At 45.7% G+C, this 16,367-nt stretch carries 17 protein-coding genes; 4 read left to right on the top strand and 13 right to left on the bottom strand.

Annotation, left to right across the window (positions count from 1 at the left end; translation table 11 throughout):
- Positions 1–20: 20 nt before the first annotated feature.
- The 10 genes from MZ182_RS16750 to sfsA all read right to left on the bottom strand — a co-directional run bounded on the left by MZ182_RS16750 (position 21) and on the right by sfsA (position 9,231).
- Positions 21–1,511: a curlin gene (locus MZ182_RS16750; RefSeq protein ID WP_011788186.1), complete on the bottom strand. Its 1,491-nt coding sequence runs from the start codon at positions 1,509–1,511 to the stop codon at positions 21–23.
- 14 nt (positions 1,512–1,525) lie between these two features.
- Positions 1,526–1,945, bottom strand: coding sequence for a curlin (locus tag MZ182_RS16745; protein ID WP_025007565.1), 420 nt, complete (start codon positions 1,943–1,945; stop codon positions 1,526–1,528).
- A gap of 322 nt (positions 1,946–2,267) precedes the next feature.
- Entirely contained in the window at positions 2,268–2,795 is a 528-nt protein-coding gene (locus MZ182_RS16740; RefSeq protein ID WP_248066677.1) for a DUF4124 domain-containing protein, read from the bottom strand.
- 211 nt (positions 2,796–3,006) lie between these two features.
- A complete protein-coding gene (panC, locus tag MZ182_RS16735) occupies positions 3,007–3,852 on the bottom strand; it encodes a pantoate--beta-alanine ligase (protein ID WP_011788189.1) in 846 nt (281 codons plus the stop codon).
- A gap of 51 nt (positions 3,853–3,903) precedes the next feature.
- The gene (panB, locus tag MZ182_RS16730; RefSeq protein ID WP_011788190.1) at positions 3,904–4,698 is read right to left on the bottom strand and encodes a 3-methyl-2-oxobutanoate hydroxymethyltransferase; all 795 of its coding nucleotides are present in this window, start codon (positions 4,696–4,698) and stop codon (positions 3,904–3,906) included.
- A 63-nt stretch (positions 4,699–4,761) separates the two neighbouring features.
- A complete protein-coding gene (gene folK, locus MZ182_RS16725; protein WP_248066678.1) occupies positions 4,762–5,244 on the bottom strand; it encodes a 2-amino-4-hydroxy-6-hydroxymethyldihydropteridine diphosphokinase in 483 nt (160 codons plus the stop codon).
- Complete coding sequence (locus tag MZ182_RS16720) at positions 5,244–6,728, bottom strand: polynucleotide adenylyltransferase PcnB (protein WP_014611263.1); 1,485 nt, start codon at positions 6,726–6,728, stop codon at positions 5,244–5,246. The genes folK and MZ182_RS16720 overlap by 1 nt, the downstream gene beginning before the upstream one ends.
- Before the next feature lie 115 nt (positions 6,729–6,843).
- The gene (gluQRS, locus tag MZ182_RS16715; protein ID WP_248066680.1) at positions 6,844–7,743 is read right to left on the bottom strand and encodes a tRNA glutamyl-Q(34) synthetase GluQRS; all 900 of its coding nucleotides are present in this window, start codon (positions 7,741–7,743) and stop codon (positions 6,844–6,846) included.
- A gap of 176 nt (positions 7,744–7,919) precedes the next feature.
- The gene (dksA, locus tag MZ182_RS16710) at positions 7,920–8,363 is read right to left on the bottom strand and encodes an RNA polymerase-binding protein DksA (RefSeq protein WP_007644947.1); all 444 of its coding nucleotides are present in this window, start codon (positions 8,361–8,363) and stop codon (positions 7,920–7,922) included.
- Between the two features lie 163 nt (positions 8,364–8,526).
- On the bottom strand, positions 8,527–9,231 hold the full coding sequence (gene sfsA / locus MZ182_RS16705) for a DNA/RNA nuclease SfsA (protein ID WP_248066683.1): 705 nt from the start codon (positions 9,229–9,231) through the stop codon (positions 8,527–8,529).
- A gap of 184 nt (positions 9,232–9,415) precedes the next feature.
- Here sfsA and pepB point away from each other — a divergent pair, with 184 nt between their 5' ends.
- Positions 9,416–10,708, top strand: a complete 1,293-nt coding sequence (gene pepB / locus MZ182_RS16700; protein ID WP_248066686.1) for an aminopeptidase PepB — start codon at positions 9,416–9,418, stop codon at positions 10,706–10,708.
- A gap of 168 nt (positions 10,709–10,876) precedes the next feature.
- On the top strand, positions 10,877–11,386 hold the full coding sequence (locus tag MZ182_RS16695; protein ID WP_248066690.1) for a GNAT family N-acetyltransferase: 510 nt from the start codon (positions 10,877–10,879) through the stop codon (positions 11,384–11,386).
- A 450-nt stretch (positions 11,387–11,836) separates the two neighbouring features.
- Here the strand turns inward: MZ182_RS16695 and MZ182_RS16690 are convergent, their stop codons facing one another.
- From MZ182_RS16690 to MZ182_RS16680, 3 genes are all read right to left on the bottom strand, one after another.
- Positions 11,837–12,724 carry a phosphoribulokinase gene (locus MZ182_RS16690; RefSeq protein ID WP_011788197.1) on the bottom strand — a complete coding sequence of 296 codons (888 nt, stop codon included), beginning with the start codon at positions 12,722–12,724 and terminating at the stop codon, positions 11,837–11,839.
- Between the two features lie 90 nt (positions 12,725–12,814).
- A complete protein-coding gene (locus tag MZ182_RS16685; protein ID WP_248069117.1) occupies positions 12,815–13,060 on the bottom strand; it encodes a YheU family protein in 246 nt (81 codons plus the stop codon).
- Complete coding sequence (locus MZ182_RS16680) at positions 13,044–14,072, bottom strand: hydrolase (protein WP_248069120.1); 1,029 nt, start codon at positions 14,070–14,072, stop codon at positions 13,044–13,046. Before MZ182_RS16680 ends, MZ182_RS16685 begins: the two co-directional genes overlap by 17 nt.
- Positions 14,073–14,181: 109 nt before the next feature.
- Between MZ182_RS16680 and MZ182_RS16675 the strand changes: the two genes are divergently transcribed.
- Positions 14,182–14,688, top strand: coding sequence for a hypothetical protein (locus tag MZ182_RS16675; RefSeq protein ID WP_011788200.1), 507 nt, complete (start codon positions 14,182–14,184; stop codon positions 14,686–14,688).
- A 68-nt stretch (positions 14,689–14,756) separates the two neighbouring features.
- Positions 14,757–16,367, top strand: coding sequence for a GMC family oxidoreductase (locus MZ182_RS16670; protein WP_248069183.1), 1,611 nt, complete (start codon positions 14,757–14,759; stop codon positions 16,365–16,367).

Raw genomic sequence — 16,367 nt, 5'->3', positions numbered from 1 at the left:
TGGCGGTTTAGCAGTATTTATTAGTATTGCACTACAGTGGCAATGTTCATATTGCCTGATTGGTTCACGCTGATGCTGTTGTTATTGCCAGCTTGAGAGCCCAACACTAAGTTGTCATTCCCCTTTTGAGCGATCAATAGGCTGTTGTTGTCACCTTTAACTGTGAATGAGGCACTATCGTCACCACCGACCCAGTTTCTATTACCTGATTGGGCAATTTGTGCCGTGTTTTCATCGCCTTTGATAATCAAATCAATAAGGTTAAGATCGCCCTTTTGAAGTGCAGTTGCATCGGCATTATTGTTACCTGCAATAGAAATTATGCTCTCGTTTTGATTACCATTTTGCTCAACATCGACTTCGTTATCGTTACCGACTGCATCGACATAAGCAAAGTTCGCATCACCTTTTTGGTCGACTTCAATACTGTTGTCTTCACCCTCTGCGAAGGCAACGATTTCGTTGTAATTGCCTTTAGAAGATAAGTCGAAGTCGTTATCTGTACCGTATGCGCCAAAGGTGGCGAAGTTAGCATCGCCTCTTTGTTGTAAATCTACATCGTTACTATCGCCCCATACTTGGAACTCTGCACCGTTAACATCGCCTTTTTGGGTGATAGTAATATCATTATCATCACCTTGGATATCGGCCACTAAAGTATCACCGATAGTGTTGCCGCTACCATTTTGGGTAATATCAATACTGTTGTCGTCACCCGTTGTCATAGCAAGATAAGCGGTGTTGCCACGACCTTTTTGATCCATGGCAATATCGTTATCGCTGCCCGCTAGTGCATAAACAAAACCAACATGGTTATCACCCTTTTGAACCATATCAACGCTATTGTTGTCGCCTGCAATGCCTTTAGCCGCGCCAAAGTTATTGTTACCCACTTGTTCAACAGACACGTCGTTGTTGTTACCTACGTTAGCGGTTAAATCAAGTGCAATGACCCCTGCTTGGTTATTGTCACCGTATTGTTTGATGTCGCCGTCGTTATTGCTGCCTTGAACACGGAAAACTGCAAAGTTGGTATCACCTTCTTGCTCAACAGATACCGTGTTTTGAGCGCCAGTGATTTCAACTTGGCTTTCATTTAATTCGCCTAATTGACTCACTACGACGGTGTTATCGTTACCAGTAACATCGTTGCTGCTTTGGTTATAGAAACCGTCTTGGGAAACATTAACAAAGTTGCTGTTGCCCTCAACATTGGCACTGGCCACATGCCAGTCAACTTGTTGTGTTATCTGGACTTTATTGTCAGTACCTGCGGAGTTGATAGCCGCTTCATGCCATAGCCCGTCTTGGATTACGGTAGCGGTTTGATCTGTACCTGTTTGCACAACCGCAGCAGCATTAAGGGCACCCGTTTGTGAAACTAAAGTGTCTTGGCCTTGGCCTGACTGTACTACGCTAATTTCACTCACTGTACTGGCTGCAAAGGCTTGACCGCTTAAACCTGTTGCAATAGCTAAAGCAATAAGTGATTTTTTAGCTTGTGATTTCATGTGACGCTCCCTGTTTAATATTGAGTTATTGAGATTGCAGCACCGTCTGCAATCTGTTGAATCGAAAAGTTGCCGCTTCCTAGTTGGTTCAGTTGCACGAGATTGTCATTGCCAATTTGTGTCACTGTTGCCGTATTTTGACTGCCGACTTGCAGTAGTTGGACTTCATTGTTTGAACCAATCTGTGTAATTAGCGCATCGTTATCATTGCCCACTTGTGTGACATCGGCTTTGTTATCGCTACCTGATTGGAACAGTAATCCTTGGTTGGCATTACCTTGTTGAACCAGCTCGATAAGGTTATCGCGACCGGAGCGTTCTAGTAATGCTTGAAGGGTTACGGGTAACTCGTTGACATTCAGCCCTTGTGCTGAAGTCATACAACTACAGAGCAAGAGTAGCAGCACCAAAAAGCGTATAGAGGTATTTGGCACGGGTGACTCCTTGCATCAAATATCTTGGGCTGCTTAACACCGCTTACATCCCAAATTCAGACTTGAAGATACGAGTCAGATGAACATGTCGCAATTGGTCAAAAGGGTATTTATTCTAGAAAGGGTTAACGGAAGGTAAAAGAGAACTGTATTTATATCGTATTGATTAAATGAGTTTTATCTGTTTATTGACGTGTTTTTATTTATGGAGCCTAACCTAGTTGTCCTAGTAGTTAAGTTGTATTTATTGTGAAGCAGCCCTATCAATAAGGTCAAATTTTTAATAGCTCATCGATAGAATAAGTACAACATTCTATGTGAATCAGTGCTGTTTAGAGTCTTTCAAGTTTTCAGAAGAGACTTCGTTACTGATTTGACTTTTTCGGTCATTGAGTTGCTGCATTGCACTGTTATTGTTCACCATTAATGCATTGAAGCGAGAGTTAATCTCGTTCAATTCATTGATGTATTCAGGATCATTTTTTTCTTTATTTTGCCAGTAACGTTTGCGTTCTAATTTCTGTAATTCACTGGCGCGTAGGATTTCAAAATAGCTGTTTTCCTGCTTAAGTCGATATATTTCACTATCCAGCAGTTGTAGCAGTTTTTCTTTGGTAATCGTTTGATTATTCAGTAATGCTTGTAAAGGATCGACAGGCATATCCCGTTTATCTGAATCTGTTTCTGTTGTGACGCCTAACTGGTACTCGATTTTGTGCTGACGATATTCCTGCGGGCAAGCGATTTGACTAAAAACCACTTTATCGCCCTTATAACATTTATAGATAATGCTTGCCTGAGTCATGTTTGGCAGCAACAGGCCTATGAGAGTCAATATCAACTTTGCCATTCGGCTACAAATCCTTGTATATTAGTGACATAGGTTATTCATCAAACCTGTGTTGTGGTTTGTTTAATACTATGGTGTAAGTTTGGCGAGAAAACCAGTTTAGGCAGTGGATCTTTTCAGTGATTAAAATGGAGGTTTCAGGGAAGTTGCAGTCACATCAAGCCATAAAGGGTAAAAAGGAGCCTAAGCTCCTTTTTACAGATATTTATTATTAGCGATCGAATCTTAAATTATCGATAAGACGGGCTTTACCGAGATAAGCCGCCGCTAAAATCACCAGTGCTTTATCCTCTGGTTCGGCGTTTGCTAAGGTGTGTGCATGGCGAATTTCTAAGTAATCAGGAGTAAAGCCTGCTGCATATAAACTCGCTTTAGCTTGTTCTGTTACTTGCTCAAATGTTTCACCTTGCTTGATGCCTGCCGCCATTGCATCCAGTGCTTTTTTAAGCGCAGGTGCTGCCGCTTTTTCATCGCGAGTTAAATAGCCATTACGCGAACTCATGGCTAAGCCAGAGGCTTCACGTATGGTATCAACACCAATAATTTCAATGGGTAATGATAAATCTTCAACCATAGTGCGGATCACTAACAGTTGTTGATAATCCTTATTGCCAAAGAAAGCGACATCCGGCTGCACTATATTAAATAGCTTGCAGACAACGGTAGCAACGCCGCGAAAATGCCCAGGACGGGATGCGCCACAAAGCACCTCTGAAATACCCGGTACTTCGACAAAGGTTTGTTGTGCTAAACCTTTAGGGTAGATAGTGGCGGGGGTCGGAGTAAACAAGAGTTCTGCTCCCGCCGTAGTGAGTGCTTCGCTATCGGCGGCCAGAGTACGTGGGTAGGCATCGAGATCTTCGTTTTGCCCAAATTGCATTGGATTGACGAAAATGGATACCACCACATGGTCACATTTTTGTGCAGCTTCTTTGACTAAGGTGATGTGTCCTTGATGAAGATTCCCCATGGTTGGCACAAAGGCGACGGTTTCGCCCTTGGCACGCCATGCGCGCACTTGCGTGCGAATATCATCGATATGGGCGCTTGTGATCATTAAGCCTTACCTTGCTAAAACCTAAAATGAGTGAATATGTGCTCGGCACTATTAGCTGAATGTGTGCTCAGCACTGGGGAAGGTGCCAGCGGCAACTTCTTCAATGTAAGCGCGTACCGCAGAACGGATTTCACCCGTTTGTTTTAGGTAGTTTTTCGAAAAACGTGGAATATAACCACTTGAAATACCTAATACATCATGCATCACTAAAATCTGACCATCGGTCGATGCTCCAGCACCAATTCCAATGACTGGAATGGTTAGGGCTTGGGTGATCGCTGTGGCTAATGGTGCAGGGATACATTCTACGACGAGTAATTGGGCGCCCGCGGCTTCTAATGCTTTGGCCTCATCGAGAATTCGCTGGGCATTTTCGGCATCCCGCCCCTGAACTTTAAAACCACCAAAAACGTGAACAGATTGAGGCGTTAACCCTAAGTGGGCACAAACAGGAATACCGCGTTCGGTGAGTTTAGTGACGGTTTCGAGTAACCAATGGCCGCCTTCAACTTTGACCATGTTGGCACCAGCCTGCATCAGCTCGGTGGCGTTAATCATAGCTTGTTCTGGCGTGGCGTAACTCATAAAAGGCATATCGGCAATCAGTAACGCTCGCTCTATCCCGCGGCGTACGCAGCGAGTATGGTAAGCGATCTCTGCTGTCGTGACTGGGAGAGTATCGTCATGGCCTTGCAGGACCATTCCCAAAGAATCACCGACGAGTAGCACATCTACACCTTCGCTATCGAACGCGCCAGCAAAACTGGCATCATAGGCTGTCAGTGCAGTGAATTTTCTACCTTCCTGTTTGTATTTCAACAGGGTTGAGCTAGTAATTTTAGACATATGGATGATCTTCAAACCAAATAGAAGTGGTGTTATAAGCTAACTGGAGACGGACTTCAATGATCAATGCCCCAGTTGTCGTAACTCGGCCAACATATTTTTGTCGATAAGACTACTTAGGACTGTGTTACAGGGCAGGATAAGATCTGGAGCAATCGCAGCCAGTGGAACAAGCACAAAGCTGCGTTCTTTCATACCGTAGTGAGGTACTTTTAACCTAGGCTCATCAATAAACTCATTGCCATATAGCAGCAGATCAAGATCTAAGGTTCTTGGTCCCCAGCGTTCTTTACGTACTCGCCCTTGGGTGTTTTCGATATATTGCAATGCATCGAGTAAGGCGAGTGGAGTTAATGTTGTCTCAAAGCTTGCCACCGCATTGATATAGTCGGGTTGGACCACATCGCCCATAGGGGTTGAATGGTAGTACGGTGAGACCTGCAAACTATTGCCCTGAGCAAGGTTGGACAATGCTATCACGGCATTGTCCAATTGCGTTTTGGGATCATTAAGATTAGCCCCTAATGCAACATAAACGCGGGTCATTATTCGGCTGCTTTGGCTTTAGTCGTACTTGGCCTACGGCGGCGACGCTGAGGAGCATTGCGATTCCCCGATGACTTATTACCACTACGGGCGATAGTCAAGCGCTCGGTTTCATCGGCTTCAACGAACTGCTGCCACCAAGCAGCACTTTTGGCAACATTCCCCCCCTCGACTTCACCTCTGAGCAAGAGTAAATCGTAGGCGGCTCTAAACTTAGGGTGCTCCATCAGTTTAAAAGCACGAGTGCCTTGGCTGCGGTCAAAGCGTAGTTGTAATTGCCAAATATCTTTTGAGGGTGTGCTAAAGCGACGTGGAATGCTAATGGTTTGGCATTGCTGCTCCATCACATCGCCCATTGCTGCGAAAAAGGCATCATATAAAGTTAAGCCACTTTCAACGGCAATATCCTCAGCACGTTGACGCAGTGGATACCAAAGCATGGCCGCATAAAAGAATGAGGGAGTAACAGGTTTATCCTCATTTACCCGTAAGTCAGTGCTTTTCATAATGGCCTGCACCATTTTCATTGCAGGACCCTTTGGATCTTCTTTTAATAGGGCATCGACCTGAGGAAATAAGGGGGCGAATAACTTGTATTCTTGCATCATTTCGAAGTTAGCTAAGGCTTTGCCAGCAAAGAAAAGTTTAAGCACTTCTTCATACATGCGTGCCGCAGGAATATCTGTGAGCAGTGGCGCCAATTGTTTAATGGGTTTTGCGGTCACGTCCTCAATATTCATACTGAGCTTAGTCGCAAAACGTACGGCCCTTAGCATACGAACGGGATCTTCACGATAACGTGTTTCAGGATCGCCGATTAATCTTAAGGTACCCGCCTTGAGATCAGCCATGCCGCCACCGTAGCTGCGGATAGAATAATCGCTGATATCGTAATAGAGGGCATTGACAGTAAAGTCGCGGCGCTCGGCATCTTCATCTATTTCGCCATAGACGTTATCGCGCAGTAAGCGGCCTTCTGCGTTGGCTTTGGAAATTTTTTCATTGCTTTCGCCATGGTGACCACGAAAGGTGGCGACTTCAATCACATCCCGACCAAAGACGATATGGGCGAGACGGAAACGGCGGCCGACGACTCGGCAATTGCGGAACAGTTTTTTGATTTCTTCTGGGGTTGCGTTAGTAACAACGTCGAAATCTTTAGGCTCGAGTCCGAGGAGTAAATCACGCACACCGCCGCCGACCAAATAGGCTTTAAATCCTGATTTATTCAGTCTGTATAATACCTTAAGGGCATTTTCGCTAATTTGCTTGCGCGAGATGGAGTGGGCATCTCTGGGCACTAACTCTAGGCTTAAGGCGTTAGAAGAAGCTTCTGACGCTTGAGATTGGATCTGAGCTGGAGTTGGAGCGGTCGTTTTAGGCGCGTCTTCAAATAGCTGCTTGCAGAATTGGCTGATACGGCGAAAAATGGGACACCTCGAAATGTGATCTGTTATGTGATTAAAAAATCTGGCGGCTATCATATACCAAATGCCGCCTAATGGGTATATAGCGATGCTTGACTTAGCCCACTGGAGACACAAATTGCGGCATTGTGCACTTTCTCGTGTGGGGAGGATTTTATGCGATTTGGCATCATTAGGATTCGATCAATATTTCAGGCTGTTTTGGGATCGCTGATAATTGAAATTGTGCCACGGCTTGGTCGAGCATGTGTGCCAACGAACCTTGGGCTTCTACTGGGGCTTGCCCCAAAAATGCCAGTGCTGCATTAAGGCTCTTTTGTGGATATTGTTTATCGATAGCCTGTGCATGATTTTGTTTTGAAAGCTTAAACCCAGGACTCAAGCAAGCTAAGGGCAAATGTAGCCATTCGGGAGCGGTTAAGCCAAAGGTTTGATACAAACTGAGTTGGCGACAACTGGCTTCGATTAAGTCGCAGCCACGCACCACTTCAGTAATGCCTTGATAAGCATCGTCAAGTACAACCGCGAGTTGATAGGCGTATAAGCCATCGCTGCGCTTGATGATAAAATCCTCTGCGGCAAAATGGCTATCGACGCAGATTTCTCCCATCAAATTATCATTAAATTGGGCTACTTGAGCACGGTTTACAATACGTACCGCCCCCGATAAGTGTGGTTTAGATAAGCGATGGCAGCGCCCATCATAAACTCCCCCCATAGCCTGAATATGTTTACGACTGCATTGGCAGAAATAGGCGTCGTTGTGAGTGAGCAGATGGTCAATTTGTGCTTGGTAGGCCTCAGTGCGTTGGCTCTGGTATAACGGCGAGTTATCCCATTCAAAGCCATAGGCTTCTAAGGTGCGTAAAATCTCATCTGCTGCCCCTTTGATTTCCCGCGGCGGATCGATATCTTCGATACGAATTAACCATTTACCTTTCTGTGAGCGAGCGCGTAAATAACTGCCAAGGGCGGCGATAAGCGAACCAAAATGCAGCGCACCTGAAGGCGAAGGTGCAAAGCGGCCAACATAGGGCTTATTGGCTAAAAAAGGTGTCAATGGATTTGGCATAGCATCAAGATTCAGTTTGAAAGTCGCACCGACAAAAGTGGAGGTATTTTAGGGGTATACCAAGATAAAAGCGAATAACAGAATAAAATGAAGTGAGTTGTACTCGAACGAGTTTGATGAACTCATTTTAACAAACAAGTAGGCGGGGAAATCCCCGCCTTGTTTAGCTCAGCCGATTAACCAGCCATTTGCTTTTCTTTAATCTCTGCAAGCGTTTTACAGTCGATACATTGGTCGGCTGTTGGACGCGCTTCGAGACGGCGAATGCCGATTTCGATACCGCAGGAATCACAGAAGCCGAAATCGTCTTCTTCGATTTTTTGCAGTGTCTTTTCGATTTTCTTGATCAGCTTACGTTCTCTATCGCGAGCACGAAGTTCGAGGCTGAACTCTTCTTCTTGTGCAGCACGGTCAACAGGATCGGGAAAGTTTGCTGCCTCGTCCTGCATGTGGCTGAGAGTACGGTCGACCTCTTCACGCAACTGATTGCGCCAAGCTTCAAGAATAGTCTTGAAGTGACCCAGTTGCTTAGCGTTCATATACTCCTCACCCGGCTTTTCCTGGTAGGGACTTACACCTGCGATAGCGAGTACGCCAAGTTTTTTGGTGCCTTCAGGCATAACGCATCTCCTGTAATCATTTGCGTTTGTAGGGCGTCCTTAAGAACGGCCGCTATCTATATCAGAATCTTTACATCGAGGCAAATTTTTCAACTCGCCTTGAATGAATTTTATGATTCAATTCGCTAATTGAAATGAATTTCAATTTTACCGACCGTTAACATCATACTCGGACTGGACAGGCTTGGGCTAGGCGTATCTCTGTTGGTGACATTTCGCAGCGATATGCCAATACTTCAACACCCGATAAAGTCGCCTTTTTCAGTAGGTTAGCGTATTCAGGATCAATGTGTGCTGCAGGCGCAACGCTGAATATTTCTGAGTGCTGTACTACAAATAACAGCACTGCGCGGTGGCCAAGATTTGCCATATGCATCAATTCACGCAAATGTTTTTGGCCGCGTAAACTCACTGCATCGGGGAAAAATCCTTGTCCATCTTCGAGTAAAGTACAACTTTTGACTTCTATGTAACAGTCTGGTTTTTGAGCACCTTGGAGCAGAATATCAATACGGCTGTTTTCATCGCCGTACTTCACCTCACGGCTTAAAGTGTCGTAACCCGTCAGTTCTTTGATAATGCCGCTATGTATGGCTTCTTCGGCTAGGGCATTTGCACTACCTGAATGTATGCCAATAAAACCACCATTGGATGTGCCCATTAACTCCCACGTGTATGCATATTTACGTTTAGGGTTAGCAGAGGTTGAAAACCACACGGCTTCTCCGGGGAAGAGACAGTTGCGCATTGAACCTGTATTAGGGCAATGGATTGTCATCTCACTGCCATCGGTGAGCTTTATATCGGCAAGAAAACGTTTATAGCGTTTAACTAATATGCCTTGCTGCAAGGCGGGTTCGAACTGCATGCTACTACCTGTATTGAGAATACTCAGGCGGCAAGACTAGCAAATTTCGCAAATGTTTACAGATTTTACCTGAGTAACTTCCGCCAATCGCTTTGAGTCATCGCCTGCTAGCAGTAAACTGCCGCCATAAAGTTTGTTCTGATTGCTGATTGTTCTAAAACGAATCGAAAAATAAGGATCCCTAATGAGTGAACTAAAAGTAACTGAATTGATGAAAGTGCAATTAACCAAAGAAGCACCAGCCGCCCATTGGGGTAAGGCTGATGTGACTTATAGTGCCGACGGTGCACAAATTCATTTAGCGGGTGGCGATGAGCTGCGTCAAATTCAAATGGCGGCCCGCAAACTACGCAGTCAAGGTATTAGCAGTGTGGTATTAGCTGGACAGCTTTGGGATCTCAATAGCCAGTGGGTATTTGCCCAAGGTTTCGCAACCGCCAAAACCGGCTATCAAATCCACTGGTGTGGTGATGAGTCTGTTCAAGCAGAATTACAACGCAGGTTCGATGTGGCAACCTTTGCTCGTCAATTGATCAACGATACGCCTGAAAACCTCTCGCCAGTAAAACTTTCTCAACAAGCAGCAAGATGGTTAGCCGATATTGGTGGCGATAAGGTGAGCTATCGGATTATCGAAGGCGAAGCACTGCTCGAAGAACAGTGGATTGGTATCCATGCTGTGGGTCGCGGCAGTGAGCGTCCGCCAGCAATGTTAGAATTAGACTTCAATCCATTAGCCGCCGATGCCCCCGTGTCTGTCGCGCTTGTGGGTAAAGGGATTACCTTTGATTCTGGCGGTTACAGCATTAAAGCCTCCGAAGGCATGCTCGGCATGAAATGCGATATGGGCGGCGCCGCCACTGTAACTGCAGCACTCGGTTTAGCAATGAAATCGGGGCTGAATAAACGGGTTAAGTTATTCCTTTGCTGTGCTGAAAACTTGATCAGCGGCCGCGCTTATAAGTTAGGCGATATCCTGACTTACAAAAATGGTGTGACAGTGGAAGTGGTGAATACCGATGCTGAAGGGCGCTTAGTGTTGGCCGATGGTTTACAAGCGGCTTCTGCTACTGGAGCGCCTTTTATTATCGATGCGGCGACCCTAACAGGCGCCGCAGTGATGGCGGTAGGTTCAAACTACAACGCGATTTTCTCGCCACAGACCGATGTGCTGCAACTGGCTCAGCAAAAAGCGACAAGTGTTGCTGAGCGCGTATGGCCGCTGCCGCTAGACCCTTGGCATAAAGAAATGTGTCCATCGGCTTACGCTGATACGGCTAATAGTCGTCCGGTGAAAGGTGGCGGTGCAGGTGGTGCCTCTAATGCCGCTGGTTTCTTATGGCGTTTCGTGTCACCCGAAGCTAAATGGTTACATGTGGATCTCGCCGCCGCATTTGAAGATTCAGCTTCTGCCCTATGGGGCGCAGGCGCTACGACTCACGGCGTATTGACTATTAGCGAATTGATTAAAGGCTAAGTTAAACCATAAGAAAATACGCTAGCACAGATCCATTGAGCTTCTGTCGCGTTATTTAAAACCGCCTTCGGGCGGTTTTTTGTTGAGTCACATTTGAGATCAAGAGTTTACTTGGTGATTGAGTCGCTTCATGGCATGTTATGGGGAGATATTTTATTGGAAAATCTGATGATTACGATTCGAAAAGCAACTAAAATCGATGCACAAGCATGCTGGGATATTCGTAATGCGGCTATCAATAAAGGCTGCACCGGATTTTATGATGCGGGCGATCTGTTGATTTGGACAGCAGGCGAACTGACCGAGCAATTTAGGCGTATCGTCGAGGCGCATTTTTATGTGGCAGAGATCTCTGATAATGCGTTGCAGGTAAAGACTGTGGTCGGCACTGTTATGTTGGATGAACCCTATGCCCAGTTAGAAGCCCTGTTTGTTTCCCCTGATGCTATGGGGCTTGGGGTAGGTAAGGCACTGCTTAAGTTTATTGAGACAATGGCGTTTAATCAGGGGATTGCCCAGCTCAGGTTGGAATCGACCTTAAATGCAGTGGATTTTTATCGCCACTGTGGTTTTTGTGGTGAAGGTTTAGAAGAGGAATCAATCTACTGCTCACCTAGGGGCATCGCCTTAGAGTGTATGGTGATGTATAAGAATCTAGAACGGCCTTCGGCCTGCTAGGAACTAGAGCGTTGCTTCGCAACTACTAGGACGCTTCACTGCTAGAACCTAGAACCTAGAACCTAGAACCTAGAACCTAGAACCTAGAACCTAGAACCTAGAACCTAGAACCTAGAACCTAGAACCTAGAACCTAGAACCTAGAACCTAGAACCTAGAACCTAGAACCTAGAACCTAGAACCTAGAACCTAGAACCTAGAACCTAGAACCTAGAACCTAGAACCTAGAACCTAGAACCTATATTGTTAAAGGTTGCTGACATACTCAAGGGAATCAACAGATCAAGATGGGGGAATTAACTCCCAAGAGTATGCCAACTATCGTTCTTTCGCCTGAAATCCCGATGCGAGCAAGGTTAGCGTTAATGGCTTAAATAAAACTTAATCCATTGCAAAAAAAGACTTTATTTCCTTAACCTTTGGTCAAACTCACTTGAGAATCGGTAAGGTTTTAGTTCGTTTCAGGACTATTAAGTTGTTGGCGTTTTTCCATTAAGTCTTTAATTAAGGGCGTAAGAATAAGCTCCATCGCTAAGGACATTTTACCGCCGGGCACGACTAAGGTATTAACCCGTGACATAAACGCGCCTTGGATCATGCTCAGGTAATAAGGGAAATCGACATTATTAATACCGCGGAAGCGGATCACCACAAAGCTCTCATCCAAACTTGGAATATCTTTGGCGCTGAATGGGTTAGAGGTATCAACCGTGGGTACTCGCTGAAAATTAATGTGGGTGCGAGAGAACTGCGGTGTCATATGCTTAATATAATCGTCCATACTGCGCACAATCGAGCCCATGACTTTTTCACGACTATGACCGCGCTCTGAAGTATCTCGGATTATTTTTTGGATCCATTCTAAGTTGACAATGGGTACCATGCCGATAAGCAAATCGACATGTTGGGCGACATTGGCTTCTGGCGTGACGACACCACCGTGTAACCCTTCGTAATAAAGCATATCGGTATTTTCAGGTAGTGGCCGCCATTGGGTAAAAGTGCCGGGCATTTGATTAAAGGGGACAGCCTCATCAAAGGTGTGTAGATAACTGCGAGTTTCCCCTTGCCCTGTTGCACTGTAGTCGCTGAAGCATTGCTCTAAGCGAGCAAAGTTATTGGCTTCTGGGCCAAAATAACTAAGATTACGGTTTTCTGCTTGGGACTTACGGATCATCACTTCCATTTCGGCGCGGGTAAAATGGTGGAAACTATCCCCCTCAACGAAAGCTGCGTTTATTCCAAGTTGGCGAAAAATATGGCTAAAGGCCGTGGTTGTCGTAGTGGTTCCTGCGCCTGAAGAGCCTGTAACTGCAATAATGGGATGTTTTGCTGACATTTTTTCTACCTAGCTAGGAACCAAAAGAGCCGCTTATGGGTAAGCGATAAAACCGCGAGTTCTATTTATACGGTACAGGGGTAGGGCTGGTCAATCTTGCCGTTTTGCTATTTGATCCGCAGGTCGTATCGCGAAAGACTCGTCATCTTCGCTATATTCTAAGAGCAGCTTTCCTTGCTTAAGCGCTTGTTGGCACTGGGCTATGGCCAAGGACATTTCCTGATCATCTAGGCTCGCAAAACTGCCATCTTCTACTTGACCAAATAGGTATTCGCGGACAAGATTTGCCAGTGTTTCCTTCGGTAGCTGTAAAAGCACATCATAGGGGATGAGCATGGTTTTTTCCTTGTTCAATGTTATCAGACAAGCGTTCGTCGAATAGGGTGTTGCCACGTAAGAAAGCTAAAATACGACGTTCAAGATAGAAGCGTGGTTTCCATGGTGTACCGCCTTCGATAAAACCAACATGGCCTCCATAGGAATGTAATTCGTATTCGACATGCTCAGATATTTGGCTTGGATGTGGGATCACATCGTCAGTCATAAAGGGATCATCCTTGGCATGTATGATCAGTGTGGGTTTAGTAATGCGGTTAACAAAGGGCAGGCCGCTAGCGCGAATATAATAATCATCAACGCCATTAAAACCGTGGAGTGGTGCCGTGACTTTATCGTCGAAGTCATAAAAAGTATTAAGCTGCTCGACTTGCCATCGGCTTAATGGCAGAGTGTTTGCCAAATCAGGATCGGCGAGTTTTTGGTTTATTTTTTTTTGTAATTGCTTGATAAGGTAGCTTTGATAAACCTTAGAGAAGCCATGTTCGAGTCGTTTGGCACAAGCTGATAATTGCAAGGGGGCTGAGACAACCACGGCCCGAGTTAATAAGCTGCTATCTTGATATTCGCCTTGGTACTTAGTGAGTACATTTCCACCTAAACTGTAACCTACAGCTAATAACGGGGATTGCGGATACGTTTGTTGTAGTGTTGATAGGCTAAACTGCAGATCGTCTGTGTCACCACTGTGGTAACTGCGAGCGAGACGATTGGCTTCGCCCGAGCAACTTCTGTGATGATGCACAACGGCTGAAAGTTGCTGTTCTTTACAGCTCAGCAGTATGCGCCTCGCATAATGGGATGCCGCGCTGCCCTCTAATCCATGGATGATCACGACTATTGGTTTACCCTGCTGCGGGACATCCTGCCAATCTAAATCGATAAAGTCACCATCGGGCAATTCGAGGCGCTGCCTTATCAGTGCCGGTTTGGCGACTTTCGTCAATACGGGCAAAATCGTTTGTATATGTGGACTCTTGGCCCACCAAGGTGGCATAAAAGAATTTGGCATAAGAGTTTATCTAGGCACCGCTATTGCTGAAAATTAAAACGTATGTTTAATTTGAATTCGCGCTTAGTGTAACACAATTGTTTTTTATGCTGATATTCAGGAGATAGCGATGAAACGAAGAACCTTTTTACTGGGCGCATTTGCAGGTACTGCAGTGCTAGCCTTAGGGGTTAATCTCTATTCCCCTGAACTCAGTTTACCCGATGATAGTGAAGGTAAGGATTATCGTTTGCTATTTAGTGTACTCTTACCTGTGATGCTCGATGGGGCGCTCCCCGATGTGACGACTCACAAGTTAGTGGCTCAAAATAGAACCTTAGATGCCATAAAAGAGTCAATTAATGTGTTGCCAGCCGAGCAGCAAATTGAGTTGTTTGAATTACTCGATATGCTCGAGAATCGGCTTGGGCTACTGCTATTAACCTCTAGCATGACGCCACTATTAATGCGTTCTCCTGCTGAATTAACAGAAATGCTAGAAAGTTGGCGCCATAGCTATTTTTCCTTACTACAGACGGCTTACTTAGGACTACGGGAATTAGTGATGGCAAGTTACTACGCTTGCCCTGAGCATTGGAGTCGTCTGCATTATGCCAAGCCTGAGTTATTCAAATAACGATTCTGTTAATGTTGGCATTAAACGCAAATAATCAAAATGTTACCCGTAGCACTGGAGCGCTCAAGTTGGCAATCATCGATCCCATAGTGAATGGTTTAAATTCAGGTTGGCAGCATATAGATGCGAGCCTATTGCAGGCAAACCAGCAATTTGAAGCCGATGTGATTATTGTTGGCACGGGTGCTGGGGGCGGTGTTGCGGCTGAAATTCTTACCCAAGCAGGACTGAGTGTCATCATGGTTGAAGCGGGGCCGTTTAAATCTTCCAGTGATTTTGATATGGAAGAGCGCGTCGCTTACCCGAATTTATATCAACAAGCGGCCGCCATGAAAACCGCCGACAAAGCGATTGGCATCTTCCAAGGCCGCGCCGTTGGCGGTTCGACAACGGTAAATTGGACGACCTCGATTCGTACTCCGGCTGAGACGTTAGCCTTTTGGGAGCAAAATAAGTCCGTCGCTGGATTAACATCAGAAAGCTTAGCCCCTTGGTTTGAGCAAATGGAGCAGCGCCTAAATATCCACCAATGGAATTATGAACCTAATCGCAATAATGCAGCGTTAAAGCAAGGCTGCATTAATCTTGGTTGGGATTACACTGTGATTAAGCGTAATGTAGCGGGTTGCTGGAATACCGGCTATTGCGGTATGGGTTGCCCAGTGAATGCCAAGCAATCTATGTTAGTGACCACCATTCCCGCGGCGCTAGATAAAGGTGCACAGTTGGTAAGTCGCGCAAAAGTGGTGAACATTGAGCATCATAACGGTCATGTTTTTGCATTAAAGGCACAGGCACTTGATGTGAACTTAAGGCCAACCGCCATTGAGTTGTTATTTAAGGCCAAACATTACATCTTGAGTGCTGGCGCCATTCATACTCCAGCGCTTTTAATGCGTTCTCAAGTGCCCGATCCCCACAAGCTTTTGGGTAAACGCACCTTTTTACATCCAACTTTGCTCTCTGGTGGCGTGTTTGCCGATGCGATTAATGCTCACAGTGGTGCACCGCAATCCATTTATTCCGATGAGTTTGTTTGGAAAAATGGTGCAGAGGGAGAGCTGGGTTATAAGCTCGAAGTACCGCCTGTACATCCCATACTCATTGCCTCTAAAACCTTAGGTTATGGCATGAGCCACGCTGAGCTAATGTCACAATTTAATCAACTACAGGTGACTATCGCCCTTGTGCGTGATGGTTATCACCCCGAGAGTCAGGGGGGGCAAGTGCATTTAACATCAACAGGTTTTGCCTTAGATTATCCTCTGACCGATATTTTTTGGCGTGCGGCGAGACGCGCCTTTGCCAGTATGGCCGAGCTACAATTCTCTGCGGGCGCGTTAAAAGTGTTACCTATTAGTGATGGAATGCCCTATTTGTCTTCATGGAAAGAGGCCAAAGAAAGCATTGCCCAGATGTCGCTCGCGCCACTGCGCACTGTGGTGGCATCGGCCCATGTGATGGGAGGATGTCCTTTGGGTGAAGATAAAAAACTTGCGATGGTTGACAGTGATGGACAGTCACATTATTTAGAAAACTTGTCGGTAATGGATGGTTCTATCTTTCCGACGAGCCTAGGTGCTAATCCACAATTGTCGATTTATGGCATTACGGCACGTAATGCGAGCAAACTAGCAGAGAGACTCGCGGCAAAACTCAGTGTAGGGGACAAGGTTTAG

Origin of the sequence: Shewanella sp. JNE2, assembly GCF_023159115.1 — a bacterium.
In the GTDB taxonomy this organism is placed as follows: Bacteria; Pseudomonadota; Gammaproteobacteria; order Enterobacterales; family Shewanellaceae; genus Shewanella; species Shewanella putrefaciens.
This window is presented reverse-complemented; position numbering and strand designations above follow the sequence as displayed.

Coding starts and splice junctions, on each gene's coding strand:
- MZ182_RS16750 (WP_011788186.1), bottom strand. CDS start 1,511: ATGAAATCACAAGCTAAAAAATCACTTATTGCTTTAGCTATTGCAACA.
- MZ182_RS16740 (WP_248066677.1), bottom strand. CDS start 2,795: ATGGCAAAGTTGATATTGACTCTCATAGGCCTGTTGCTGCCAAACATG.
- panC (WP_011788189.1), bottom strand. CDS start 3,852: ATGATCACAAGCGCCCATATCGATGATATTCGCACGCAAGTGCGCGCA.
- panB (WP_011788190.1), bottom strand. CDS start 4,698: ATGTCTAAAATTACTAGCTCAACCCTGTTGAAATACAAACAGGAAGGT.
- folK (WP_248066678.1), bottom strand. CDS start 5,244: ATGACCCGCGTTTATGTTGCATTAGGGGCTAATCTTAATGATCCCAAA.
- MZ182_RS16720 (WP_014611263.1), bottom strand. CDS start 6,728: ATGATAGCCGCCAGATTTTTTAATCACATAACAGATCACATTTCGAGG.
- gluQRS (WP_248066680.1), bottom strand. CDS start 7,743: ATGCCAAATCCATTGACACCTTTTTTAGCCAATAAGCCCTATGTTGGC.
- dksA (WP_007644947.1), bottom strand. CDS start 8,363: ATGCCTGAAGGCACCAAAAAACTTGGCGTACTCGCTATCGCAGGTGTA.
- sfsA (WP_248066683.1), bottom strand. CDS start 9,231: ATGCAGTTCGAACCCGCCTTGCAGCAAGGCATATTAGTTAAACGCTAT.
- pepB (WP_248066686.1), top strand. CDS start 9,416: ATGAGTGAACTAAAAGTAACTGAATTGATGAAAGTGCAATTAACCAAA.
- MZ182_RS16695 (WP_248066690.1), top strand. CDS start 10,877: ATGATTACGATTCGAAAAGCAACTAAAATCGATGCACAAGCATGCTGG.
- MZ182_RS16690 (WP_011788197.1), bottom strand. CDS start 12,724: ATGTCAGCAAAACATCCCATTATTGCAGTTACAGGCTCTTCAGGCGCA.
- MZ182_RS16685 (WP_248069117.1), bottom strand. CDS start 13,060: ATGCTCATCCCCTATGATGTGCTTTTACAGCTACCGAAGGAAACACTG.
- MZ182_RS16680 (WP_248069120.1), bottom strand. CDS start 14,072: ATGCCAAATTCTTTTATGCCACCTTGGTGGGCCAAGAGTCCACATATA.
- MZ182_RS16675 (WP_011788200.1), top strand. CDS start 14,182: ATGAAACGAAGAACCTTTTTACTGGGCGCATTTGCAGGTACTGCAGTG.